The sequence below is a fragment of the Limibacillus halophilus genome, from assembly GCF_014191775.1.
Classification (GTDB): Bacteria; Pseudomonadota; Alphaproteobacteria; order Kiloniellales; family CECT-8803; genus Limibacillus; species Limibacillus halophilus.
The window spans coordinates 30449-55380 of record NZ_JACHXA010000003.1; the positions used below are offsets into that span (position 1 = coordinate 30449).

Annotated in this window: 21 protein-coding genes; 8 read left to right on the plus strand and 13 right to left on the minus strand. The window is 58.5% G+C overall.

What is annotated here, in order from left to right; translation table 11 throughout:
* Positions 1–134 precede the first annotated feature (134 nt).
* The 3 genes from FHR98_RS05885 to FHR98_RS05895 form a co-directional block, all read right to left on the minus strand.
* Positions 135–503 (minus strand): TraR/DksA family transcriptional regulator, encoded by a 369-nt coding sequence (locus FHR98_RS05885; protein WP_183415732.1) that lies wholly within the window; start codon positions 501–503, stop codon positions 135–137.
* Positions 504–590: 87 nt separating this feature from the next.
* On the minus strand, positions 591–1400 hold the full coding sequence (locus FHR98_RS05890; protein ID WP_183415733.1) for a phosphate/phosphite/phosphonate ABC transporter substrate-binding protein: 810 nt from the start codon (positions 1398–1400) through the stop codon (positions 591–593).
* A complete protein-coding gene (locus tag FHR98_RS05895) occupies positions 1397–2311 on the minus strand; it encodes a helix-turn-helix domain-containing protein (protein WP_183415734.1) in 915 nt (304 codons plus the stop codon). The genes FHR98_RS05890 and FHR98_RS05895 overlap by 4 nt, the downstream gene beginning before the upstream one ends.
* 124 nt (positions 2312–2435) lie before the next feature.
* Here FHR98_RS05895 and FHR98_RS05900 point away from each other — a divergent pair, with 124 nt between their 5' ends.
* Positions 2436–3488, plus strand: coding sequence for a fatty acid desaturase (locus FHR98_RS05900; protein WP_183415735.1), 1053 nt, complete (start codon positions 2436–2438; stop codon positions 3486–3488).
* 9 nt (positions 3489–3497) lie between these two features.
* Here FHR98_RS05900 and FHR98_RS05905 read toward each other — a convergent pair whose 3' ends face one another.
* The 4 genes from FHR98_RS05905 to FHR98_RS05920 all read right to left on the minus strand — a co-directional run bounded on the left by FHR98_RS05905 (position 3498) and on the right by FHR98_RS05920 (position 8473).
* On the minus strand, positions 3498–5072 hold the full coding sequence (locus tag FHR98_RS05905) for a trimethylamine methyltransferase family protein (RefSeq protein ID WP_183415736.1): 1575 nt from the start codon (positions 5070–5072) through the stop codon (positions 3498–3500).
* Between the two features lie 488 nt (positions 5073–5560).
* Positions 5561–6178: a LysE family translocator gene (locus FHR98_RS05910; protein WP_183415737.1), complete on the minus strand. Its 618-nt coding sequence runs from the start codon at positions 6176–6178 to the stop codon at positions 5561–5563.
* Between the two features lie 62 nt (positions 6179–6240).
* Positions 6241–7032, minus strand: a complete 792-nt coding sequence (locus tag FHR98_RS05915; RefSeq protein WP_183415738.1) for a class I SAM-dependent DNA methyltransferase — start codon at positions 7030–7032, stop codon at positions 6241–6243.
* A gap of 58 nt (positions 7033–7090) precedes the next feature.
* Positions 7091–8473, minus strand: coding sequence for a formimidoylglutamate deiminase (locus tag FHR98_RS05920; protein WP_183415739.1), 1383 nt, complete (start codon positions 8471–8473; stop codon positions 7091–7093).
* A gap of 106 nt (positions 8474–8579) precedes the next feature.
* On the opposite strand from FHR98_RS05920, the gene hutI reads away from it, so the two are divergent.
* A complete protein-coding gene (gene hutI / locus FHR98_RS05925; protein ID WP_183415740.1) occupies positions 8580–9791 on the plus strand; it encodes an imidazolonepropionase in 1212 nt (403 codons plus the stop codon).
* 4 nt (positions 9792–9795) lie between these two features.
* On the opposite strand, the gene hutG is transcribed toward hutI, so the two are convergent.
* Positions 9796–10602 (minus strand): N-formylglutamate deformylase, encoded by an 807-nt coding sequence (gene hutG / locus FHR98_RS05930; RefSeq protein WP_183415741.1) that lies wholly within the window; start codon positions 10600–10602, stop codon positions 9796–9798.
* Positions 10603–10699: 97 nt separating this feature from the next.
* Here hutG and hutC point away from each other — a divergent pair, with 97 nt between their 5' ends.
* The 3 genes from hutC to bmt all read left to right on the plus strand — a co-directional run bounded on the left by hutC (position 10700) and on the right by bmt (position 15112).
* Positions 10700–11437, plus strand: a complete 738-nt coding sequence (gene hutC / locus FHR98_RS05935; RefSeq protein ID WP_183415742.1) for a histidine utilization transcriptional repressor HutC — start codon at positions 10700–10702, stop codon at positions 11435–11437.
* Positions 11438–11499: 62 nt separating this feature from the next.
* On the plus strand, positions 11500–13920 hold the full coding sequence (locus FHR98_RS05940; RefSeq protein ID WP_183415743.1) for a GcvT family protein: 2421 nt from the start codon (positions 11500–11502) through the stop codon (positions 13918–13920).
* Between the two features lie 100 nt (positions 13921–14020).
* Positions 14021–15112, plus strand: a complete 1092-nt coding sequence (gene bmt, locus FHR98_RS05945; protein WP_183415744.1) for a betaine--homocysteine S-methyltransferase — start codon at positions 14021–14023, stop codon at positions 15110–15112.
* Here the strand turns inward: bmt and FHR98_RS05950 are convergent.
* Positions 15109–15819, minus strand: coding sequence for an HAD family hydrolase (locus FHR98_RS05950; RefSeq protein WP_183415745.1), 711 nt, complete (start codon positions 15817–15819; stop codon positions 15109–15111). The two genes, bmt and FHR98_RS05950, sit on opposite strands and share 4 nt — an antisense overlap.
* A gap of 232 nt (positions 15820–16051) precedes the next feature.
* On the opposite strand from FHR98_RS05950, the gene FHR98_RS05955 reads away from it, so the two are divergent.
* Positions 16052–17218, plus strand: a complete 1167-nt coding sequence (locus FHR98_RS05955; RefSeq protein WP_183415746.1) for a phytanoyl-CoA dioxygenase family protein — start codon at positions 16052–16054, stop codon at positions 17216–17218.
* A gap of 12 nt (positions 17219–17230) precedes the next feature.
* On the opposite strand, the gene choV is transcribed toward FHR98_RS05955, so the two are convergent.
* The 4 genes from choV to FHR98_RS05975 form a co-directional block, all read right to left on the minus strand.
* Positions 17231–18406, minus strand: coding sequence for a choline ABC transporter ATP-binding protein (gene choV, locus FHR98_RS05960; protein ID WP_183415747.1), 1176 nt, complete (start codon positions 18404–18406; stop codon positions 17231–17233).
* A gap of 2 nt (positions 18407–18408) precedes the next feature.
* Complete coding sequence (gene choW / locus FHR98_RS05965; RefSeq protein WP_183415748.1) at positions 18409–19260, minus strand: choline ABC transporter permease subunit; 852 nt, start codon at positions 19258–19260, stop codon at positions 18409–18411.
* 123 nt (positions 19261–19383) lie between these two features.
* Positions 19384–20331 (minus strand): choline ABC transporter substrate-binding protein, encoded by a 948-nt coding sequence (locus tag FHR98_RS05970; protein ID WP_183415749.1) that lies wholly within the window; start codon positions 20329–20331, stop codon positions 19384–19386.
* Between the two features lie 261 nt (positions 20332–20592).
* The gene (locus FHR98_RS05975; protein ID WP_183415750.1) at positions 20593–21873 is read right to left on the minus strand and encodes an MFS transporter; all 1281 of its coding nucleotides are present in this window, start codon (positions 21871–21873) and stop codon (positions 20593–20595) included.
* Positions 21874–22060: 187 nt separating this feature from the next.
* Between FHR98_RS05975 and FHR98_RS05980 the strand changes: the two genes are divergently transcribed.
* Positions 22061–22474 carry an HIT domain-containing protein gene (locus tag FHR98_RS05980; protein WP_183415751.1) on the plus strand — a complete coding sequence of 138 codons (414 nt, stop codon included), beginning with the start codon at positions 22061–22063 and terminating at the stop codon, positions 22472–22474.
* Between the two features lie 17 nt (positions 22475–22491).
* Complete coding sequence (locus tag FHR98_RS05985; protein ID WP_183415752.1) at positions 22492–24924, plus strand: ligase-associated DNA damage response DEXH box helicase; 2433 nt, start codon at positions 22492–22494, stop codon at positions 24922–24924.
* Positions 24925–24932 lie beyond the last annotated feature (8 nt).

Here is a 24932-nt window from a genome sequence, read left to right on the forward strand (position 1 = left end):
GCTGCTGAATCAAAAGGCAAGCCAAAATTCGTCATTGGCGCGTAATTTGACAACGATTAAAATATCAGTGGTTGTTTGTTCGATCTGGTTAATTTGCCGTAAATTGTTGTTTGAGACATAAATCGACGCTGAATTTAGTGCTGATTGTCGTCCCGGCGGATACTGGCGCAATCGATGCAGAGCGGCGTCGCCGGATCAAGATCCAAGCGTTCCGGTGCAATTCCCTCACCGCAGCGCAGACAATAACCATAATCCCCATCGGCTATACGGTCGAGAGCCGCGTCGATCTTGCGAAGCTCTATTGAGCGGCGATTCGCGGTCGCTTGCGCCATCGCTTGCTGCTGCAAAGCGTCCATCCGGGACAAGCGGCCAACGCGACTTTGATCCAGTTCCACCGGCTCGCGTGATTCTTGACTGGAAACGTCAAGATTTCGCAGTTCCTCCTGCTGAGCGCGCAAGCGTGCAACCAACTGTTCAAGCTGCCGTCCAAGGCTTTCGGTCATGAAGCCACTCTTCCTCTCTCCCACAAAGCGGAGATCAGAAAGTATGACGTAAGATTACACGATCGGCTAGAGAACTGGGGGTGACCCTCAGGAAAGCCTGGAATAGCCCAAGGATTCTGCGCTCTTCACCATGGCGTCTATCGCCATATACTCTGTCTGGCATTCTACATCAAACCCACAGAGGCCAAGGGCTGCCCGCGGCTCAGCAAGGCTAGGATCATCGACGGCACCCAGCAAAGCCTCCCGCAAGGCTGTGATCCTGCCCTGGTCCGCCGCCGGGCAGGTGATATAGGGCAAACCTGGAACCAAGGGACTGGTTGTCAGCACTCTGATCCCCGCAACCGACTGGGGAGCATGGCGGGCCAATAGGCCAAAAGTGATACAGTCGATGGCGGCAACATCCGCCTCACCCCTCTGCAGGCTAGCCAAGCTGTTCCTGTGGCTCCCCGTCTCTATGGCCTTGGTGAAAAACCTTCCTTCGGCGGCAAGCGGCGCCACCACAGCGCGTAGCGCGTTGTAACCGGAATGGGAGCCTTCCATATTGTAGGCCGCTCGGGTCCCCCTGAGGTCGGCCAACGTCCTGCTACGCGCATCCTCAGGCACGACAATCACGCTGCAGTATCGCGGCCCATCGCAGTAAGGAAAATCGTAACAAGGCGTGGCAACGAAGGTTGGCCGCGGCAATGCACCCAACTGCAGGTCGTACCCGCAGCACTGCGCCAGCAGCAAGTCCGGAAGACGCCACAGCACATGGGGTTCCAGGTCACGCGAAAGCCGTTCGGGCGGATTGCTGAAGCCAGCGCTTCTCAGATGCCGCGAGAGCCCCTGCCACCAATGGTCCGTCGCGGCGGCGATCTCGGGAAGGTCATACATAGTTAGACCGGCGACCGCGTTCATTTCTTTGCCATTCCCTTAGCCCGCTTGGCAGCCGTCTTGCCAGAAGTCGCATTTGCCGGCTTTGGTGGCAGATCGCGCAGCAATCCGAGGATGAAGTTAGGCACGTCGGGCGGCTGCATTCGCGCGCCGCGGATCAGATCGTCGAAGTGCCGTGTCAAAGCGCGAATTTGTTCGCCGCCATTGAAGACGAAATACATGTTGCCGAGATAGACAGCCGCGCGCTTGGCTCCAAAAATCGTGTAAGGCGCTGAATAACGCCACAAACCATCGAAGAGGAACCAACGGAACGTTGGGTAAAGCTCCTCCGTCAGCTCTGCCATGGATTCAAGCTGTTTTACACGGGCCTCTCGGTCGAGACGGTCCCAGATGCCACGCCCTTCGGCAAAGTCGCGCAACGACTGGCTGGACGTACAGACCTCGATATCTGTTTCCGGGCGCCGTGTGTAGGCCAACCGCGCTTCGGCCTGCTCGATCCGCGCTTGTGGCACCAAGGCGCCGTACGCTTCATACTCATAGCGAATGATCGCCGGCGATTTCAGCAGGTCGGGTAGCGTTGAGGGAACGTAGCGAACCTTGGCGCCCACGGCTTCCTTGTGCCAACGCTCCAGCCTCTCGTCCATTGGCAGACCGGCGCCTGGTTCGATCTCCAGGGCATTCGCCACCAGTTGGGTGCCCGCCCGCCCCTGCTCGATGACACCAAGCAACCAATCGACTGAAACCTGTGCTACACGGGCGATCGCGACAATGGTCTCGGAGCGCGGCAAGCGCTCGTTTCCTGGAGATAGAAGCTGGGACAATGTCGAACGATCGAGCCCGATTTCCGTCGCAAATGCCGAACGTGTTACGCCGCGCTCCTCGATCACCTGGCTCAATCTTTCACGGAACTTCTCAACCGTCTCGCTTCGTTCCATCACAGGATCGGCCCCACTTATCAATTGACCCGAATAGGATTTTGATGCATTTATGTCATCAATGTTGTGTTTCTGCAACAATCGTTGTGCAAAATCACTTCTACTTTCATTGACGCGAGGGGTAATGGGGACGGCTCCGGTTTCACAAGCGGCTACACCATCGAACCGGTCGAACCCGGCAAGCCAGGCACACGAAGCTCTTGCAGCGCAAGCGCGCCGCATCAGGCCCATAGAAATTCCTACCTTGGTCGTGGCTGTTGCGATTTACTGCGGGTTTGCGCTGGTCACCTACCATCACGCCGCATTGCCCAACTGGCTTTTGTTGATCCTGGGAGGATACCTCGTCGCTTGGCATGGGTCGTTGCAGCACGAGGTCATTCACGGACACCCGACGCCATGGAACTGGCTGAACGAGATCATCGTTTTTCCAAGCTTATGGCTGGTCATTCCATTCGACAGCTACCGCGAAAGCCATTTAGCCCACCACCGGGATGAGAACCTGACCGATCCGGCGCTGGACCCAGAGTCATTCTATGTAACCGCTCGGGAATGGCGTCGCGCCGGGCCTTTAGGCCGCGCGTTCCTTACACTGCACAACTGTCTCCTCGGACGATTGATCCTCGGACCGCTTTGGATACTGCTGCTGCAAAGCAGGGCGATATTCAAAGCCATCATTTCCGGAGATTTGAAAGCTCTTTTCGGGTGGGCAAAGCATGGACTAGCGATATGCCTCGTGCTTGTGTGGGTGCTGGAAGTCAGTGGTCTTCCCTTGTGGAAGTATCTGCTGTTTTTCGTCTATCCCGGATTGGCTTTGACTTTGCTTCGCTCCTTCGCCGAGCACAGAGCCGTTCCGTCGGTAAGTGCGAGAACGGCTATACAGCAAGCCGAATGGCCTTTTGCGCTGCTGTTCCTTAACAACAATCTGCACGCACTACATCATTTGCAACCGGGCCTTGCTTGGTATCGGCTCCCCGCCGTGTGGCGTGCGCTCCGTCCCGATCTTAACGCGGCAAGTGGTCGTGAATCCGGTGAGTTGTTTCGGGGTTACTGGGAGATTGTGCTGCGTTACCTCCTCTGGCCCAAGGAGCCGCCACTTCATCCCGCGGAGCGTTGGCGGTTGGCTGGTAAACCCGATGACATCAGTGGCAGTATGCTGCAAAATCCAGGCGAGGCCTGATCCCGCTCTTTAGTCGGCCTTAGCCCCGCCTTCTTCCTTACGCTTGGCGATGAAGGCTTCGAGCTCGTCGGCGATGGCCGCATCCAATGCCGGCGGCTCGTACTCTGTGAGCAATTGCTTGTAAATCTGGTGTGCACGTTCTGTAGCGGTAAGAGCCCCTGCCTCCTCCCAGCTTTGGAAGTTCCGCCAGTCGGAGAGGATCGGACTATAGAAGGCATTCTCGTAGCGGGCCAAGGTGTGCTGCGCGCCGAAATAATGCCCGCCGGGACCCACCTCCCGCACGGCTTCCATGGCCAGGCTGTCGGCGTTCACTTCGATGGGCTGCAGGAACTCCGCCATGCCTTGCAGCATTTCAGCATCCAAAATCACCTTCTCGAAAGAGGCCGTCAGACCGCCCTCCATCCAGCCGGCACCGTGCATCATCATATTGCCGTGTCCCATAACCGCAGCCCAGATGGACATCTGCGATTCGTAAGCCGCTTGAGCATCGACGACGTTGGCCGCGTTCACGTTCGACGACCGGTACGGCAATCCGTAACGACGCGCCAATTGCCCACCCGCCAAAGCAGCGCGCGAATATTCAGGCGTCCCGAAAGCGGGCGCGCCTGACTTCATATCCACGTTCGACGTAAACCCGCCATAAAGTACCGGTGCGCCTGGATTGACCAGTTGAACGAAGGCGATAGCCGCCAAGGCTTCCGCATTCTGTTGAGCCAAGGCGCCGGCGATCGTGGCTGGCGCCATGGCACCGGACAAGGTGAATGGCGTGATTGCGGCCGGCTGATTCAGCTTCGCCATCTCTATCAGGCCTTCGATCATCGGCCCGTCCAGACGCAAGGGAGATGACGTGTTGACCACGGTGAATATGGAGGGCTCGCGCAACAGCCGGTCATGGCTGATTCCCCGGCCGATCCGGGCGATCTCGATGGCATCGACGATTCTTTGGCGACCCAGCGAATAGCCGTGGAAGGCCTTGTCCGTTAGCGTCACGAAGGCCGCCACCGCATCAAGGTGACGCGTCGCAGGCGGCAGGTCCACCGGCTCCACCGGATACCCGCCAAAGAGATGAATAATGTTCAACTGCTGGCCCAAGCGCAGCAGATCACAGTAATCCTTGAAGTTACCGACCCGGCGACCGCCCGAAATATCCGAGACATTGGGAGCGCTGGCAACTTCGCAAAAGGCAATATTGTTGCCGCCGAAGGTCAGGTCATGCTTGGGGTTACGTGCATGCAACTTAAAATCCGAAGGTGCCTTTCCAACCGCCGTCTCGATCAGGCCACGGTCAAAGCGCACGCGCTCACTCCCTGGCGTCACTTCGGCACCGGCCGCCTTGAGAATTTCCAGAGCCTCCGGGTGCAGGAAATCCATGCCGATTTCCTCAAGTATCTCAAGAGACGTCTGATGTATTGCTTCCAGACCGTCCGCACTGACGACCTCGATAGGACTGTAGGGGTTGGCAAGATTGCGCCAGGGGAGTTGCTGAAAGCCGCCACGCGCACGACTGCGTTCCAGAGTCCCTGCATCTCCGTCGGCACCACCGCGGCGGCGGCGGTTTCGGCGGCTATCCCTGTCTTGCTCCATAGATACTCTCCAGCCCGGTGAATTGCCCTATGCCCCAAACTCACTCGACTGTAATCCTTGCTGGAAAATCTGTATAGACAACTTTGTGTCGCAATGAGTTTTTCCTGTTTTCGCGTCAGGACGACAAAAAACGACGAACGATGGGAGAACGTCTCGCCTCAGGATTGTTCTATCCGAATCATTTCGCCTGCAGGTCTGTTGATCGGCCGCACGACCCGATCAAACCTAACTGTACCGGCAAGAGCGGCAGGAACGTCGTTTCTTGTGTCGGCAGTAAAGGGGAAGCAAAAAATGAGAACGATAATTGGCTCTTTACTGATCGTTGCCGCCCTGGCGGCGGTCGCAGCGACTGCCTGGGCCGGGAACCCATGGCTCGATCACTTCGGCCGTTAGTTTGGTAGAACGATCGAAGTGAACAACAATAGCGTGAGGCCGCCCGTAAACGCGTCGTTTCCGCGCGGCCTCACCCCAATACAGTCAAGCTGAACCTATCTCCGCTGCAACGCCAGCCAAGCGCCGCCAGCAATCAACATCGAGCCGGAAATTCGGTTGACCCAGTTCATCCGCGTGGGACGAGCCAACCAGTGCCGAATGCGGCCGGCAGCCATGACGTACCCGCTATCGCCAAGCAACGCCACAAACCAATAGGTAACGCAGAGCAACAAAACCTGGGGCCCTGCCGCTGCTGTGGGATCGACAAACTGCGGCAGAAAAACCGCCAGGAAGGCGAGCGATTTCGGATTGGTGAGGGAGATGATACAGCCCTCTGCAAACACGTGAGTGAAAGGCTTACGCCGTTCCGCCGACGCCGCCGACAGGTTAGATGCTTCCCGCCAACGTTGGACCCCCATCCAAATGAGATAAGCCGCGCCGATCCAGCGGACCCAGTCGAACCACTCGGCCATGAAGGCAATCAAGGTCGCCAATCCGAAGCCCACCAGCAGCAACTGCATTGCGTTGCCTGCCTGTGTCCCGGCAATGCTACATAACCCGTAAGCTGGCCCATGCCGCAACGAATTAGCGACAACCAGCGAAACAACAGGACCCGGAAGTAGAATGAGTAAAGTCGTCGCTACCACAAAAGATAAATAAAGTTCCCAAGACATGACATGGGCTCCTCAACCTGCCGACAGCATTTTTTACGCTTTTACCTTTCGAAGCGGAAGCCTCAAGCTTTGCGCCGCGCAATTATCGCAGGTTGATAGAATTGACTCTCGGATTTTTCAAGCCAAGAAACAGCCTGAAAACCAGCCACAGTCAGCGCGCGCTCCAACTCTTCGCGGCGCAAAGCATGATAATGAGACGTGAACGACAGTGTTTCCTGCAACAAGCCACGCTCGATGATCAGATACTGAGTCAGCGCATAGCCATCGCCTTTCTTGTCCCAGTCCCAGACCTGAAAAAGGATACGCCGACCGCCCTCGTCCTCTTCATAAACGCGCGGTTTGGTGGCGCGCGGTCTCTCGACGACAAGTCGATCATAATCACGCAGGGTCGCAATAAAAATACCGCCCGGCGCAAGCACTGACGCAACCTCGTGTAAGGCCGTTTCCAGGTCTTCGCGGGTTTCAAGGTGCGGTAACGCATTATCGGCCGCCAGCACCACATCGAACGGTCCGGGCAGATAGCCAGAAAGACTGCGTAAATCGGCGACGCCGAACTTTGCGTCTATTCCCCAAGCATCGGCTTCGCGACGGGCCCGCATGATGGAACCCGGCGAAAGGTCGGTCCCGCGCACTTGATGCCCCTCAAGCGCCAAGCCCAGCGCCTGCGTGCCAATGCCACAGGCCGCATCGAGAACCCGCTTCGGCCCCTCGCCCAGTTCTTTTTCTATCAGCTTCGAGAACAGTCGGCCCTGGTTGCGCACGGCAGCCGACCAATCCGCGAACAGCAGATGGTAGTGCGCTGCAAGGTCGTCATAGAACCGCTCAACATTGGGCAGAGGCTGTAGTTGTGTCATACAGCCATGGCTAACGCGTCTGCCGGCAGGTTGTCCAGTCCGCTGGAGACACCGGCGGTCACATCTGCGCCATGAGGGCGCCCATGGCCGCCTTGTAGTCAGCGAAGATCGCTTCTTCCTTTTCGTGCCGCCGCTCGCGCACGACCCAGCGGCCGCCGACCATTACGTCACGGACGGGATTCTCATTGCCCGCGAAGACCATAGCGTCGAGCAGTGCCATTCCGGCCTTTCCCCATAACGTTGGCGTTTCCGGGTCTATCACCAGGAAATCGGCACGTGCGCCTACTGCAAGTCGGCCGATCGGCCGCCCCAATGCTTGCGCACCACCGTCTAGGGCGCCCAGGAACAGTCCTGCCCCAACATTCGGGCGATTGGCCGCGACCAGCAAATTCCGGCGCATATGACCGAGCCGCTGGCCATACTCCAACCAGCGCAGCTCTTCCCAAGGACTTACGGAGATGTGGCTATCCGAGCCGAGCCCAAACCGTCCACCCTCCTCCAGGTAAGTGATTGCCGGGAACAGACCGTCCCCCAGGTTTGCCTCGGTTGTGGGGCAGAGCCCGGCAACAGCACCACTATCCGCCAATCCGGTTGTTTCCTCGGCGGTCATATGGGTTGCATGGACCAAACACCAGCGGGGATCGAGAGGTTGATTTTCCAACAGCCAAGCCACGGGACGCTTGCCGGACCAAGCCAGGCAAGCCTCGACCTCGGCGGTCTGTTCGGCCACGTGGATATGGATCGGCGCAGTGGCGTCGAGGCTGTCCAGAGCGGTGCGTACGGCGTTCAACCCCTCCGGCGTCACGGCCCGCAGTGAATGCGGCGCGACGCCTAAACGCCGGTCATTGCGCCCGGAAAAGGCCGGTGCCAAGGCTTGCAGCAACGCACCAAAACTCTCGGCATCATGGAGAAAGCGACGCTGTCCAGCGGTCGCCGGCTTACCACCGAAATCGCTGTGCGCGTAAAACACTGGCAAAAGCGTCATACCAATTCCGGCACGGTCTGCAGCCGCCATGACCCGGTGAGCATTCTCCGCCGGGGTTGCGTATTTCTTGCCCTTCGGATCGTGGTGCAAATAGTGAAACTCGCCAACCGCCGTATAACCCGCCTTGAGCATCTCGACGTATAGCTGTCCGGCGATGGCCTCCACCTGGCGCGGCGTCATGTGAGTCACGAATCCGTACATGACCTGACGCCAACTCCAAAAGGAGTCCTTCGGATCCCCGCGGCTTTCCGCCAACCCGGCCATGGCGCGCTGAAAGGCATGCGAGTGAAGGTTGGGCATACCCGGCACGACGGGGCCGCCCATGACCTCGCAGTCCTTAGTGCTTCCACCCGGCGTGACCGCTGTCAGTGTGCCCGTATCATCCACTTCAAGAACCACATCCTCGACCCAACCTTTGGGCAAGAGCGCGCTCGGGGCGAATAACTTAGCAGGCATGCCTTCCTGTCCCTCTGCTTGCACGTTCCGATTGTTGCGGCCACTCTAGGGAGCAGGACGGGCGCTGACAAGAATAGCTGCCAGAACAACAACAAACGGATCGACTATGTGGGATCAACTGCTCATCAACGCCCGACTCGCGACAATGGTCGGCGCCGCTCCCTACGGGGCGATCGACCAGGGGTGCCTGGCGATAGCGGAAGGTAAAATCGCCTGGTGCGGCGAGCGCGGCGATCTGCCCGGTGCGCCAGACAGTCTGGCGCGGGAAGTCACGGACCTTGATGGCCGTTGGATCACTCCCGGTCTAGTCGATTGCCATACTCATCTGGTCTATGGCGGCGATCGGGCCGGTGAGTTCGAACAGCGTCTGGAAGGCGCAAGCTACGCAGAGATATCTCGCGCAGGTGGCGGCATCCGAGCAACCGTCACAGCAACTCGTGACGCCAGCGAAGAAGAACTTTTCAAGCAGTCACGACCCAGGATGGCCGCCTTGGTGGCCGAGGGCGCCACGACGATTGAAATCAAAAGCGGTTATGGATTGGCGTTGGATCAAGAACTCAAACAGCTGCGGGTCGCCCGTTGGCTGGGTGAGTTTGGTGAAATCGGAGTCCGCACGACATTCTTGGGTGCCCATTCCCTGCCCCCCGATTGGGAGGGATCGAGCGACGATTACATCGCCGCCATCATCGCCATGCTGCCGCATGTCAAGGAAAGCGGCCTTGCCGATGCGGTCGATGCATTCTGCGAAACAATCGCGTTCTCGCCCGAACAGACCGAGAAGGTTTTCGCCGCCGCTCGCGCGCTCGGTTTGCCGGTCAAACTGCATGCCGATCAGTTATCCGATTTGGGCGGCGCAGCGCTTGCCGCTCGCTACCAAGCGCTTTCCGCAGACCACTTGGAGTTTACCAGCCGCGAAGGTGTTGAGGCTATGGCCGCCGCAGGAACCGTGGCTGTCCTGCTGCCTGGCGCGTTCTATACACTGCGGGAAACACAGCAGCCCCCGTTGGCCGACCTGCGCGACACAGGCACGGCGATCGCCTTGGCGAGCGACTGCAATCCGGGCTCGTCGCCTCTCACATCCCTGCTGCTGACGATGAACATGGCCTGCACGCTGTTTCGCATGACACCGGAAGAAGCCCTAAGAGGCGTCACGATCAACGGCGCCAAGGCACTGGGTCTGCAAGACCAAATCGGCAGCCTAGAGGTCGGTAAACGCGCCGATCTGGCGATCTGGGAAATCGAACGCCCGGCCGCACTCTGCTATCGCATCGGCTTCAATCCGCTTGCCTTCAGCATGAAGGATGGCCGCACGCTGTAACCGGTTACTTTTCTATCCACTCAAGCGCACGATCCAGCAGGCTGGCGATGACCGGTTTAATTCCTGCCGCCTTTTCGTCCAGGAAACTGAAGGGGGCGGCCTCATCCATGTAGGTTGCCTGGGAAAGCTCCAGTTGGATCGCATGAATCTCACCGGCAGGGTTGCCATAGCCCCGTGTGATCGCGCCTCCCTTGAAGCGACCATTGGCAACCCAACTGTGACCGCTTTCCCGGCATTGGTCTTCCGCCTCTGCCGTCATCGCCTCCAGCAATTCGCTATCTGCCGAGGCCCCGCCCGCGGTCCCAAAATTGAGATCAGGCAGGCGCCCCTCAAAGAAGCGTGGCACTTCGCTTCGGATCGAATGGGCATCCCATAGCAGTACCTTGTGATGTCGTTTCCGTAGCCGCTCTAGCTCCTCGGCAAGCTTGTCATGGTAAGGTTTCCAATACAGCGCGATACGCGCCGCCACTTCACGCGCATCGGGCTCTTCTCCAGGCCGGTAGATCGCTTCACGGTCAAACGTGGTAAGGGGGCAGATCTCAGTGTTGTCCGCCCCGCCGTAAAGCGCCCTACCATCCGAACGCCGGTTCAAATCGACGACATAGCGGGATTTACGGGCGACCAAAAGCGACGCACCCTTGTCCCGGGCGGCTTCATAGAGACGCGGCACATGCCAGTCGGTATCAGCAATCAGCCTTCCAGCTTCCGTGAAGCGCTCGCTGATCTCGTTGGGTACCTCCGTACCGGCGTGGGGCACTGATATCAGAAGCGGCCGATCGCCCGCATGAAAATCAAAAAGCGCCTGCGTCATAAACAATACCTTCCTGCTGGTCAGTCACGATAAACTTGTCTATACAGATTTTAATGACTCATTGAAAAGATAGCCGTAATGGGAAAAGGTCGCCGCAGTGGCTAAGAAAGGCAAGCGTCAAAGCAATGATACGGACCCGCCGCTTTACCGGCGCGTAAAGGAGTACATTGCCGAACGCATCCTCGACGCCAGCTGGGCTGTCGGCACGCGTATCCCCTCCGAGAATGACCTGACCGAGCAGTTTTCCGTCAGCCGCATGACGGTCAACCGGGCACTCCGCGAATTGACCGACGAAGGTCTGCTACATCGTATTAAGGGCGCGGGGACCTACGTGGCGGAACCGAAGCCGCAATCCGCGCTTTTGGAAATCCGAAATCTGCGCGAGGAGATCATCGAGCGCGGTCATAAATACTCCTGCGAAGTCCTTATTATGGAGACAGTAATGGCTGACCGCCAAACTGCGCGAGCGCTCGACTTGGCGGAAGGCAGCACCGTCTTTCATTCTCTTGTTCTGCAGATGGAGGACGATGTCCCCGTCGAACTGGAGGACCGCCATGTGAATCCGGCCTTCGCCCCGGACTACTTCGTGCAGGACTTCACCCGGATCACGACTTTCGAGTACCTCGACGCCCTCGGCCCCATGACCAAGGCAGAACGTTCCGTCGATGCCGTGCTGCCCGACCGGCGCCAACAGAAGCATCTCCGGATAGGCCCAAGAGAACCTTGCTTGTTGGTCAAGAGAAGAACCTGGTGCGGTGATTTGGTGGTAGGGCGTACCAGCAGCTTGCTGCCCGGAAGCCGTTACCGGCTTTTCGGTGTCCAGACCTATAGTTAGAAGCAGATCGATAGGCCCGTGAATTAAAGTTATGTGTCAGTTTAAAGAAGGTATGTAACTATATGAAAACGCATGTTGAAGTAGCGGTCATTGGCGGTGGCGTTGTTGGGTGCTCTGTGCTCTATCACCTGACCAAGCTTGGGTGCAGAGATGTGGTGCTGATTGAGCGGTCCGAACTGACGTCGGGTTCAACGTGGCACGCGGCTGGTGGCTTTCACACCCTCAATGCGGACACCAACATGGCAGCCCTTCAGGGCTACACGATCCGCCTCTACAAAGAATTGGAGGAAATATCCGGCCAGTCTTGCGGCCTGCACCATGTGGGCGGCCTGACGCTTGCCACCACTCCGGAACGCCTGGACTATCTCGTTTCCGAGCGGGCGAAGCACCGCTATATGGGCCTGGATACAGAAATTGTCGGGCCGGACGAAATTAGGAAGCTTTCACCGATCATCAATACCGACGGAGTAATCGGTGCGCTCTACGATCCCTTGGATGGCCACTTGGACCCCTCCGGCACAACCCACGCTTATGCTCGAGCCGCACGCCTTCAGGGTGCTGAAATATATCTGCGGAACAAAGTGTTGGAGCTGATTCCTCAGACGGACGGTTCTTGGGAGGTCGTGACCGAGCAAGGGACGATCCGCGCCGAGCATGTGGTAAACGCGGCTGGCTTGTGGGCCCGTGAGGTCGGCGCCATGGCTGGCGTCTTCCTGCCACTGCACCCCATGGAGCATCAGTATCTCGTTACCGAAGATATTCCTGAGGTTTATGAGCGCGCGCACGAACTGCCCCACGCCATGGATCCAACCGGCGAGAGTTATCTGCGCCAGGAGGGCCGCGGCCTTGTCATCGGTATCTACGAACAGGCCTGTGATCCCTGGGCAGTAGATGGCACGCCATGGGATTTCGGTCATGAGCTACTGCCCGACAAGCTGGACCGGATCGCCGAGCCACTGGAGTATGCGTTCATGCGTTATCCCTGTCTGGCGACGGCCGGCATCAAGCGGGTCATCAACGGCCCCTTTACCTTTGCACCCGACGGGAACCCGCTTGTTGGCCCGGTACCGGGCTTGCGAAACTTCTGGTCCGCCTGCGGCGTAATGGCAGGTTTCAGCCAGGGCGGTGGCGTCGGCCTGACGCTGGCTGAGTGGCTGGTCGAAGGTGAGCCGTCGCGCGATGTCTTTGCCATGGATGTCGCACGCTTCGGATCTTACTGCACCCGCGCCTATACCCGGGAGAAGGTGCGCGAGAACTACCAGCGGCGCTTCGCGGTCTCCTACCCAAACGAGGAGCTGCCGGTTGGGCGACCGCTCAACACCACACCCGCCTATCCGATCTGGCGCGACCAGAACGCCGTGTTCGGCCAGGGTTTTGGACTGGAGCACGTCAACTACTTCGCACCCGAAGGGCAAGAGCCTTTCGAAGTGCCCAGCTTTAGACGGTCCAATGCCTTCGACACTGTCGGCGAGGAGTGCCGTGCGGTTCGCACGGCGGTTGGGATCAACGAGATTCATAACTTCGGCAAGTACCTCGTCTCCGGCCCTGGCGCGCAGGCTTGGCTGGACCGGATCATGGCCGGGCGCCTTCCCAAAACCGGGCGCATCTCTCTTTCGCCAATGCTCAGTCCAAGGGGAAAGCTGATTGGCGACTTCACCATTTCCAAGCTTGGCGAAGGTCGGTTCCAACTCACCGCATCCTATGCCGCCCAGGCCTACCACATGCGTTGGTTCGAGCAGCACCTGCCCGCTGACGGATCGGTGCGCATTGAGAATGTTTCGTTGAACCGCATTGGCTTTCAGATAGCCGGGCCCAACTCCCGAGAGTTGCTGTCACGCGCAACAAGAGCCGACGTGTCAAACAGCGCCCTTCCCTTCATGTCCCTGGCGGAGATCGAGGTCGGTATCTGCGATGCATTGGTGCAACGTGTTACCTACACCGGGGATTTGGGGTACGAGATCTATGTTCCCGCCGCCCAGCAACAGGCGCTCTACGAGGCATTGATTGCCGCCGGCGAAGGACTTGGATTACGGCCTTTCGGAATGCGGGCGATGATGAGCCTGCGCCTGGAGAAGTCCTTCGGGTCCTGGATGAACGAATTCAAGCCGGACTACACACCGTTGGAAACCGGCCTTGACCGCTTCATTTCTTACAACAAGGAAGCCGATTTCATAGGCAAGGCAGCTGCCTTGGCGGAGAAAGCGAGCGGCACGGCCCGTAGGCTTTGCAGCTTCGTTGTAGAGGCATCTGATGCCGACGTTTGGGGATACGAGCCCATCTGGAAGGACGATACGGTGGTGGGATTCGTCACCTCCGGAGGCTTTGCGCATTTCGTTGGAAAATCCGTCGCCTTTGGATTTTTGCCTAATGAACTGATCAGCGAAGGCCAAACGGTCGAGATTGAGATCCTGGGCGCGCGTTGCCCCGCTCGCCTTTACAGTCAGCCGCTTTTCGACCCGAAAGCCGAGCGCATGCGGGGGTAGCCTTTCCAAAGACGATACCAGGAGGTCACTTTACACAAATGCGCTCAGGGCGATAGCTTGAGCAAACCGACCCCGAATATTTCCTAACACCCAGGCGCTGATGACAAACCTTTTAAAGCAACTCCTTGACACTCGCCCTTGGCTTCTGGCCGACGGCGCGACCGGCACAAATCTATTCGCTGCGGGACTGCAAAGCGGCGATGCGCCGGAAATGTGGAACATCGATCCAGCGCAAAGCGAGAAGGTCCATGATCTAAACCGCAGTTTCGTCGATGCCGGGTCGGATATCATCCTGACCAATACCTTCGGCGGAAACCGCTATCGCTTGAAGCTGCACAATGCCCAAGATCGCGTTGAAGAATTGAATGTTGCCGCTGCAAGGCTTGCCCGCAAGGCAGCGGATTCGGTCGACCGACCCGTGATTGTTGCCGGCTCAATGGGCCCGACCGGTGAAATATTCGAACCGATAGGCCCCTTGTCTATCGACGCCGGCACAAAGGCCTTCGCCGAGCAGGCGCAGGCTTTGGCGGCAGGTGGAGCAGACGTCCTTTGGATCGAAACCATCTCCTCCATCGAGGAATTGACAGCGGCCATAACTGGCGCCGGCACGACCGGTCTACCCATCGTTTGTACGCTGTCCTTCGATACCAATGGCCGCACCATGATGGGGATCACGCCTGGGCAAATCGCGGCCCTGATGCAAAGCATGGAACCTCATCCGGTGGGCTACGGCGCCAACTGTGGCACCGGCGCTGCCGAGTTGGTCATGGCGATCCTGCACATGCGCACCGCCAAGGGTGAGACCGATGTCCTTGTCGCCAAGAGCAACTGCGGGATTCCCCAGTTCAAGGACGGCGAGATCGTTTACAGCGGAACGCCTGAGTTGATGGCTGACTACGCCGGTTTGGTTTTCGACGCCGGTGCGCGAATTATCGGCGGTTGTTGCGGCACCACTCCCGAGCATGTCAGGGCGATGCGTCAGGCACTGGAAGCGCACCTGCCGGGACCGGTTCCAAGTGTGGATTTGGTGACCGAACGGCTCGGCAAAATCTCCGCAGGCGCAGGTCAACTCGATTCCGGCGCGCCTCTGGGCGAGCGTCAGCGGGAAAGACGGCGCGGACGTGATCGACGCCGTGGATCCGGCCCGGATGCCGACGGTGGTGCGAACGGCGACGACACACCTCGCTTTTAACAGAAAGAATTCAACAGTTCCGGAAGATGGGAAACATCCGGCAAGACGTGGTCGGCGGATTGCCTCAACGCCTCGATTTCTCCTGTACCACTGAGCACTGCGATACGAAGTCCGGCGCCGGCTGCCTGCGCCATTTCCATGTCATGCAGATTGTCGCCGACCACGGCGATCTCCGACGGCGCGAGCCCGCAAGCTCGGCTGAAGCCCAGCGCCATCCCGGGTCCAGGCTTGATTCCATGACCACTGTCATAACCAGCAACAAAATCGACAAGATCTGAACAGCCGAAATAGGCGAGCGTGGCCTTCGCACCTGCTTCCGAGTCGCTTGTCGCTACGCCGATTACCAAGCCGCTTCGACGCAAAAACGCCAAAAGCGCAGGTAAGTCGGTGAGTGCTACCGCTCCATTGCTAGCGTGCCGCACGAAGCGATCATCCATCCAATCCACCAGTTCGTCCAAGGTCATACCCTTGGAAACTCGCGGCAACCAAGCCTCCGCAATCTCTCGGGTCGTGGAGGCAGCGCCCAAGCTTCCCGCTCGAAAGCGCCCCGACACCACATCGTAGCCGGTTATCGCCATCAATTCGGCTACCAGTGTCAGATCGGCACCGACCAGGTCCTCCAACGCACATTGATAGGCATGGTTCCAAGTCGCGTGGAAATCGATAAGCGTCCCATCCTTATCGAAGAGAATGCCTTTGATCTTCATTTGAGCGCCTTCATCTTGAGCCGGGCGGTTTCCGGCGGTTCCGATGGTCGTGAAGATAGCGCCGCTTTAACCCTCGGGAAACCGCTATGATCGTCTCTTGCGCTCGTCGGTTTCGAAACCTGTGATTGCCAAACCCCGGACCACCTCCTAGATTCCCATGCAACAAGGCCGCGCTGTCATGTGCAAGCGCGCCGCGTGGACGAAAATCGTCCGCAATCGGGGGGGCAGTCCAATGAATAGCAGCAGAAGCAGGCCACACAACATTGCGCTCAAACCGAAGGGCAAGGTGTTGCATCTGGCGTACGACGCGATTACCGGTTGGGCTCTTGATGGAGGTGGATCGCAAAGCACCCTCGAAATAGGGCTTTTCCTCGAGGGTCGCTTCCTACACAGCGTCCAGGCTTCCGGGCCAACCGACGCTCGTCTGGACCAAGACGCGCCTCCCGGCGCCAAGATTTTTCGCCTGCCAATACCGATGGAGAAACAGACGGAGAAGCGGCGCGCGCTATCCGTGCGCTTCATGATCAATGGCCAACCCTTGGAGAACAGCCCGGCGGAGACCACGCCGGACAATTGGGTGCCACCGCAGGTCGACTTCGAGCAGATCACTATCCAACGCAACGACACGGAAGCCCCCGTCCTCGACCAGGCCACAATCGACGAAGAGGGATTAACCCCCACCCAAATACATTGGCGAGAGGCTGGCTATGTCATTCTACCGAAGTTCATGCCCTCGAATATGATTAGCGCCTATTGCCACGCTTGGCAGCAGCGGTGCGGCCAATTGGCCGGCTGGACCTGCCCGGTACCCTACATGCATGTGCCCGAGGCAATGGCGCTCTCCACCTATGGTCCACTCGCCCAGGTGCTGGAGAGTCTGATCGGGAAGACCATGGCGGTGCAGTTGAACCTGACCGGGTGGCTATCGACACGGCGCGACTGGCACCAGGATTCTTACCTCAGCCGCAAAGGCGCAAGCTGGCGCTTGGCTATCTGGATCGCGCTGGAAGATATCCACCCCGATTCCGGACCGTTTGAATTCGTGCCCGGCTCGCACCGCTGGCCGACCCTGGATAATGAAAAGGTGCGCGATTTGCTGCCGCAGCACTTGCGAAATGCAGACTGGCCGCGCTGGGCGGACCGCTTTGTGGTTCCGGCCTGCAAGGCGGAAATCTGCAAACGACGAGCCCGGGTCGAGAAGTTCATCGCAAGAAAGGGGGATGTTTTGATCTGGCATGGCTCCCTGCTACACCGCGGGGCCGTTCCGGTGGATCCGCAGCGACCGCGTAAATCCTTCATTGCCCATTATAGCGCTCTGGATTGTCGGCCCGATTTCCCCGTCGCGCTGCAAAGCAGCCACGGCGGCTACTACTTTCCGATCCATCGACCTTTGGATTGAGGGCAGCCGGTATCAGGCAACCTCGGCGCTTCCCTGCTTGAGAATGCCGCCGTAAATCGCTTCGTCGTCGCACACGCCGACACAACGCCCCTGCTCGACCATCACGACCGGAAAACCGCTACAATGGCGCAAGTTGATGATGCTGGTCATGTCCTCGTCCGGTGACGCGCTGCATAGATTGCCCGGCTGTGCCCCGGCACCGTCCTTCGACAAGACGATCTCGCGCCCGTCGATCCGCGCTGAAAGCGGCGCTCCATCCGGCCCCAATGATAGGCGCAAGCGCCCATCCGCCCCCAACAGCACATCGTCCGCATCGCGCGGCAGGCTATCGAGCGCCTTCATCAACGTACCGCCCCGCATCACTTTCAAGGGGTTCATATGGGCGACAAACTCGGCGACGTAGGCATTTGCGGGATTCAGCACAATCTCCTCGGGTTCGCCGTGCTGAATAATCCTCCCACCTTCCATGATCGCAATGGAGTTGCCGAGCTTGAGCGCTTCATCCAGATCATGACTAACGAAAATGATGGTTTTCTTGAGGCTGCGCTGAAGCTCCAGCAGTTCCTCTTGGAGATGGTCCCGGATCAGCGGATCGAGTGCTGAAAAGGGCTCGTCCATCAACAATATATCAGCATCGGTAGCAAAGGCCCTCGCAAGGCCTACGCGCTGCTGCATGCCACCAGATAGCTCGTGCGCGAACTTGGCGCCCCATTGATCCAGTCCAACGAGTTCGAGCTTTTCCTCCACCAGCGCTTCACGCTCGGCCCGCGGCAATCCACGCAACTCCAGCCCCAAGCCCACGTTCTCCGCGACGGTCCGCCAGGGTAGCAATGCGAACTGCTGAAAGACCATCGCAATCCGGCTCATGCGTAAACGCCGTAAGGTTGCGGCATCGCAACTCGCGACATCGATCTGCTGATCGCCATCCCGAACCAACACACGGCCGCGCGTCACCTTGTTAAGCCCATTGACCGCCCGCAGCAGGGTGGATTTTCCGGAACCCGACAACCCCATCAGGACACAAATTTGACCTTCCTCGACAGCAAGGCTAGCTTCTGCAACACCCAGAACCTGGTTTGTCTCCTGCAAAATTTCATCCCGGGTTTTTCCCGCATCGAGCAGCTTCAGCGCACTCTCAGGTTTTTCGCCGAAGATGATGTCGACCTTGTCGAATTCCACTGCTGACATGGTTACTTCTTCCCCCTGCCTGGCTCACGCTGCTTGCAGATACGATCCAGAAGAATAGCCAGAATGACGATAGCCAGACCGGCTTCGAATCCCTGAGCGATGTTGACCGTATTGAGCGCGCGAACCACTGGTTTACCCAGACCATCCGCGCCAACCAACGCGGCGATGACCACCATCGAAAGGGATAACATGATGCACTGGGTCAGCCCGGCCATGATGGTCGGCAGGGCATGCGGCAGTTCCACTTTCCACAAAAGCTGCCGTTTAGTCGCGCCAAAGGCCTCACCGGCCTCTATCAGTTGCTTAGGCACCGAGGAAACCCCTAGATGGGTGAGGCGGATCGGCGCCGGTAGCGCAAAGATGATGGTTGAGATCAAACCCGGTACAACGCCCAAACCAAAGAGTATCAGGGTCGGTATCAGATAAACGAAAGTCGGGATGGTCTGCATGAGGTCGAGAACCGGGCGCATGGCTGTAAAGAGCCAGGGCCGGTGCGCGGCCGCAATTCCCAACGGTACGCCCACCGCCATACACAGACTTGCTGCGACGAGCACCAGCGCCAAAGTCTCGAGTGTGGCCTGCCAATAACCCAGGTTGATGATCAACAACAACGACAGACCAATCATTGTCGATAGCTTCCACGATCGATGCAGCCAGAAGGCTCCAACGACAATGAGGGCCAACAGCACCAATGGCGGACACCATTCGAGTATCTCGATGAAGCCTTCGATAACGAATTTAAGACCTTCTGTGACCAGATCGAAGAACCAGGCCGCATTGTCCTGGATCAGTCCGATGAAGCTATCGATCCATCGCCCGAGCGGGATCTTATTGCTGGTGATCCACTCTTCCATGAAAAGCCTCCGACTGCGGCGGCGAGGGCGGCATCACGACGCCACCCTCGCCTGCCCGGTTCTTGCGCTGGCCCGCCAATCACTTCCATGCTCACGGCGCACGGGAAGCAGCCGGCATTGGCATCAGAGCCCGAGAGACGCCTTGACGGCCGCCAAGCCATCCTTGCCGTCAAAAGTGGTGACGCCCTGAAGCCAAGCATCGAGTCCGCCGGGGTTGGCCTTCAGCCATGCTGCGGCTGCCTCGTTCGGATCTTTCCCGTCGTCCAGGATCGCACCCATGATCTCGTTTTCCATCGCCAGCGTGAACTGGAGGTTCTTGAGCAGTTGGCCGACGTTGCCGCACTCATCGACATAGCCTGCCCGGGTATTGGTATGAACGGTCGCGCCGCCGAAATCCGGGCCGAACCAATCATCGCCACCCGCCAAGTAGGTCATATCGATGTTCGCATTCATCGGGTGCGGTTCCCAACCGAGGAAGACGATCCATTCGTTCCGGCGAGACGCGCGATTGACCTGCGCCAGCATTCCCTGCTCGGAGGACTCAACGACTTCAAAACCTTTCAGCCCGAAAGCGTCCTTGTCGATCATTTCCTGGATCAAGCGATTGCCGTCGTTCCCAGGTTCGATTCCATAGATCTTGCCGTCGAACTTATCCTTATGCGCAGCGATATCGGCAAAGCTCTTCACCCCGCCTTCCGCGACGTAAGTCGGCACAGCCAGGGTGTACTTCGCGCCTTCCAGGTTGACCCGGACGGTGTCCACGGAGCCATCGTCGCGATAGGGCGCGATGTCGGCCTCCATGGTCGGCATCCAGTTGCCCAAGAAGACGTCGATGTCACCGTTTTTCATGGACGCGTAAGTGACCGGCACCGAAAGAACCTGAGCCGTCGGTTCATAACCGAGACCCTCCAGAATCACGGAAGTGGCGGCCGTTGTCGCAGTGATGTCCGTCCAACCGACATCGGAAAACCGCACCGTCTTGCAGGCGTCGGCTTCAGCCGCATGACTGTTGGGAACGGCGAGCAACGTGCCTGCCGCCAGCAGTGATGCAAAAATGATCTGTCGCTGCATGGTCATTAATCTCCCTGTTCTATCGCTTTTTATCACCTGAGCACGAACCCGAATTCACCGGTTCGTCACACGCGGTTGTTCCGCTCGGCATTTCATACGCGGTTGCCGCGACGCGACCCCCATCGCAATCCTTGCCAAATTTGACCCCAAAAACACACTGTTCGGCAAGCTTCAGACAGCCGCGTCACAGCCGAGGCGATGATATCTTCTTTGATTGAACGTGCAATTAAAAACCAGCTCTCACCGGCAACCTGATTAAAATCAGGGTGTTACATCCCGTTCCTTGGCTCCGCTGCCTGAACGATCACTGGGCATGGGAACAAGCTCGCTAACAACCGGTGAGAGGCGTAGCGGCATGGCGACCATAGAACCCTGCTCCGCCACCGGTTTGGCCTCGCGCACTTTGATTCGATACATAACAAAGGCTGCGAGTAACAAGGCGACCGCGGCGACGAACCCGAAGAAGGCGGCAACCCCCAGAGAATCCATCAACAGCGCGGCCATCAACGGCCCGCCCGTTGCGCCTACAGAGTAGGCCAGCAAGAGTCCGCTGGAAGCCGCCACAAATTTCTCTTTTGGAAGATAGTCGAAGGCCTGGGCCATTGCGGTCGGATAGACCGCTGCCACCGCGCCGCCCATGATGCCTGCGACAATGAACAAAGAGAACTGAGGCAGTGTCGCGCTGTGCAATGAAATCGGCATTCCAAGAGCGCAAGCTGCGGCCGTTATCAACAAGATGACCAGCAGGATGCTGCGACGGTCGTACCGATCGGAAAAGCGGCCGATAGGGTATTGCAGCACCAAGCCACCGATCAACATCGACCCCATGAAGAGCGAAACCTCGAAGGTGTCGAAGCCAATCCGCTTGGCGAAAACTGCTCCCATACCCCAGTAGGCACCTTGCATGACTCCAGAAGTCGCCGAGGCTATGACCGACAAGGGCGACGCACGGTAAAGCTCAAGCGGAGACATCGGATGGATGGCTTCCAAGCTGGGTGGCGATACCTTGCTTAGGGCGGTTGGAACCAAACAAACGGCCATCAGAATACCGCCGACCAGGAACACTTCCAGCCCATTGATATCCCAAAAATTGATCAGGAACTGCCCGCAAATCATGGCGATGTAGCTCACCATCACGTAGAAGGCCAGAACCTGACCGCGCGTGCGGTTGTCGGCACGTTCGTTGAGCCAGCTCTCCATGGTCGAGAACAGTCCGGCGATGCAAACACCGGCCAAGAAACGCAGCAGAAACCATGTTACAGGGTGGAAGAAGAGCGGCAGCGCCAACACGCTGGCGGTCATGATCGCTGCCAATCCGGCGAATGCGCGGATATGGCCGACCGCGATGATGACCTTCTGCCCGAGAATAGCGCCGACCAGCAAGCCACCGAAGTAAGCGGACATCACAACGCCTGTTACTAGCGTAGAGGACGCCGCTTCCTCCAGGCGCAATGGCACGACAATGCCCAGAAGACTGTGCCCCACCAGCATCAGATAGGCTCCCAGCATCAAGCTGGCGACGCTCTTAATGACAGCAAACATCAGGGCCTTCCAATTCTTCTGCGGCAGCATTCTGCAATGAATAGACTTTAGGTGTCCGACCCTAACGAAGTCAGCTCAGCAACGCCATGTCCCTATTCTTTCTGCGACAGGATTGTTTCTGGGCCGAATCTCTTCGCGCATACAGCCAGATATGGCATGCGCGGTAACGCTACAGTAAGCTTCCTCCATGACCGACGATTTTGCCCTGCACGAGCGCCTTGAGGCCGACACGGCCTTCATCTCCGACCTACCTCTGACGCGGGTTCTCCTGATGCGAGATGTCCGCTATCCCTGGTTGATCCTGGTGCCAAGGCGCCCCGGCGCGGTGGACCTTGATAGCTTGGCCCAGGACGACCTCCGGGACCTGTTCCTTGAAGCGCGATTAGCGTCCTTAGCGCTGAAGCGGTTGTTTACGCCTGACCGGATCAACGTCGGCGCGCTGGGTAACATGGTCACGCAACTCCATCTTCATGTTATTGCTCGTTTCGAGGACGATGACGCCTGGCCCGGCCCTGTTTGGGGCGCTCACCCCGCTCTCCCCTATGACGCGGCGACGCTTGAGGAGCGGTTGCACCAACTGCGCGCCGCGCTGACACACTGAGCCGTCGGGCCGAATCGGTGGCACAGCCGGACCCACTGCTGCCGCGCCGGTTCCATGACTGGTTCCGGGCAAAGGGCTGGAAAGCCCGCGATCATCAGATTGATATGTTACAGGCTGCGCGCGACGCTCGTTCGGCTCTGCTCATCGCGCCGACCGGCGGCGGCAAAACGCTGGCTGGCTTCCTGCCAACGCTTATTGATCTAGCCGAAAACCCGCGTCCGGGCCTTCACAGTCTCTACATATCGCCTCTTAAGGCGCTCGCTGTCGACATTCACAGGAACTTACTGTCGCCCATCGCCGAAATGGGCTTGCCGATCACCTGCGAAACCAGAACCGGCGATACACCGCAAGCAAAACGCCAGCGGCAACGCCGCCACCCCCCCCAGATACTTTTGACAACCCCGGAATCGCTCGCCTTGATGCTGTCTTATCATGACGCAGAAGCGGTCTTTGCAACATTGTCCTGCGTCATTCTGGATGAGCTACATGCGCTGGCCGGAAGTAAAAGAGGCGACCAACTCGCGCTTGCTTTGTCACGGCTGCAAAGCATCAACCCCACACTGCGCCGTGTCGGCCTATCCGCCACTGTGCATGATCCGCGCGCCCTGCAAGCATGGGTATCGCCGAGCGGAAGCCCCGATGATGATCGGGTTAGACGAATAGAAGGCAAAGCGGGCGCCGCGCCTGATATTCAAATTCTCTCAACAGGGCCTCAACTGCCTTGGTCCGGTCATATGGCGATGCATGCCTTGCCGGAAATCTATGAGCGCATTCGCAAACATGGCACGACGCTGGTTTTCGTGAACACACGCGCTCAAGCAGAGCTTACATTCCAGGGGTTGTGGCATCTAAACGAGGAAAACCTTCCCATTGCTCTCCATCATGGCAGCCTGGCGGTCGAGCAACGACGCAAGGTGGAAGCCGCCATGGGGCGAAACGCGCTGCGGGCCATCGTCGCCACCTCATCTCTAGATCTGGGTATCGACTGGGGTGCGGTCGACCTGGTTATACAGGTCGGGGCACCCAAGGGTGTATCGCGGCTTCTGCAAAGGGTTGGTCGCGCAAATCATCGCTTGGAATCGCCTTCCAAAGCGCTGCTGGTGCCCGGCAACCGCTTCGAGGTTCTGGAATGCCGGGCAGCCATCGAGGGTGTGATGGCGCACGAACTGGACGGCGACCTACCGAAGCCGGGCGGCCTGGATGTTCTAGCACAGCATATCTGGTGCATGGCTTGCAGCGGCCCACTTGATGCGGATTTGTTGTTTGACGAAATTACAACTGCAGCGCCTTACCGCCGGCTATCCAGGGACGACTTCGACGCCGTGTTGGACTTCGTGGCTACCGGCGGTTACGCACTCAAAACCTACGACCGCTATCAAAGACTCCGTTTAGGACCGGATAATCTCTGGCGCTTGACCCATCCCCGCCACGCACAACGCTTGCGAATGAACATCGGCACAATTGTCGAATCCCCTTTGGTCAAGGTCCGCCTGCACCGCGGGCGCGTATTGGGTGAAGTCGAGGAGTACTTCATTCAGGGATTGCGCGCGGGTGATACCTTTCTTTTTGCAGGACAGCTCCTCCGCTTTTTGGGCATGAAGGAAAATACGGCACTTTGTTCAGCCGACGGACAGGGAGACCCGAAGATTCCGGCTTATGCGGGTGGGCGCCTGCCGCTATCCACCTATCTGGCTGATCGGGTTCGATCGCTGTTGCAAGATGCGCACCGTTGGCACGACCTGCCGGACGCTGTGCGAGAGTGGCTACGGCTTCAGCAACATCGTTCTCTCTTGCCGGATCGGAACGGCTTGCTGGTCGAAACATTCCCCCGCGCAGAGCGAGAGTATCTGGTTGCCTACTCCTTCGAGGGCCGAAATGCGCATCAGACCTTGGGGATGCTGCTAACCCGACGCATGGAGCGCATGGGCCTCTCCCCCCTCGGCTTCGTGGCCACAGACTACGTAATCGCCGTGTGGAGCCTGAAGCCGGCGATCGATCTTGATGCGCTGTTTGACGAGGATATGCTGGGTGATGATTTGGAGGCCTGGATGGCCGAGTCTTCTTTGTTGCGCCGAAGTTTTCGTAACGTCGCCGTCATCGCCGGGCTGATCGAGCGCAAACTGCCGGGCGCAGAGAAGAGCGGCAGACAGGTCACTATCAGTTCAGACCTGATTTATGACGTTCTCCGAAAATACCAGCCCGACCACGTGTTGCTGCGAGCCACCTGGGCCGATAGCGCGGGCGGTCTGACCGATATCGGGCGATTAGGTGGTATGCTGGCGCGCATCAAGGGGCGTATTCGGCACCGACGCTTGGACCGAATTTCCCCGCTGGCTCTGCCTGTCCTATTGGAGATAGGCCGGGAACAGGTTTATGGAGCGGCCTTGGACGAGCTTTTCGATGAAGGTGCGAGAGCATTGATTGCCGAGGCTATAAGCGATACTGATTAATCTGTGCA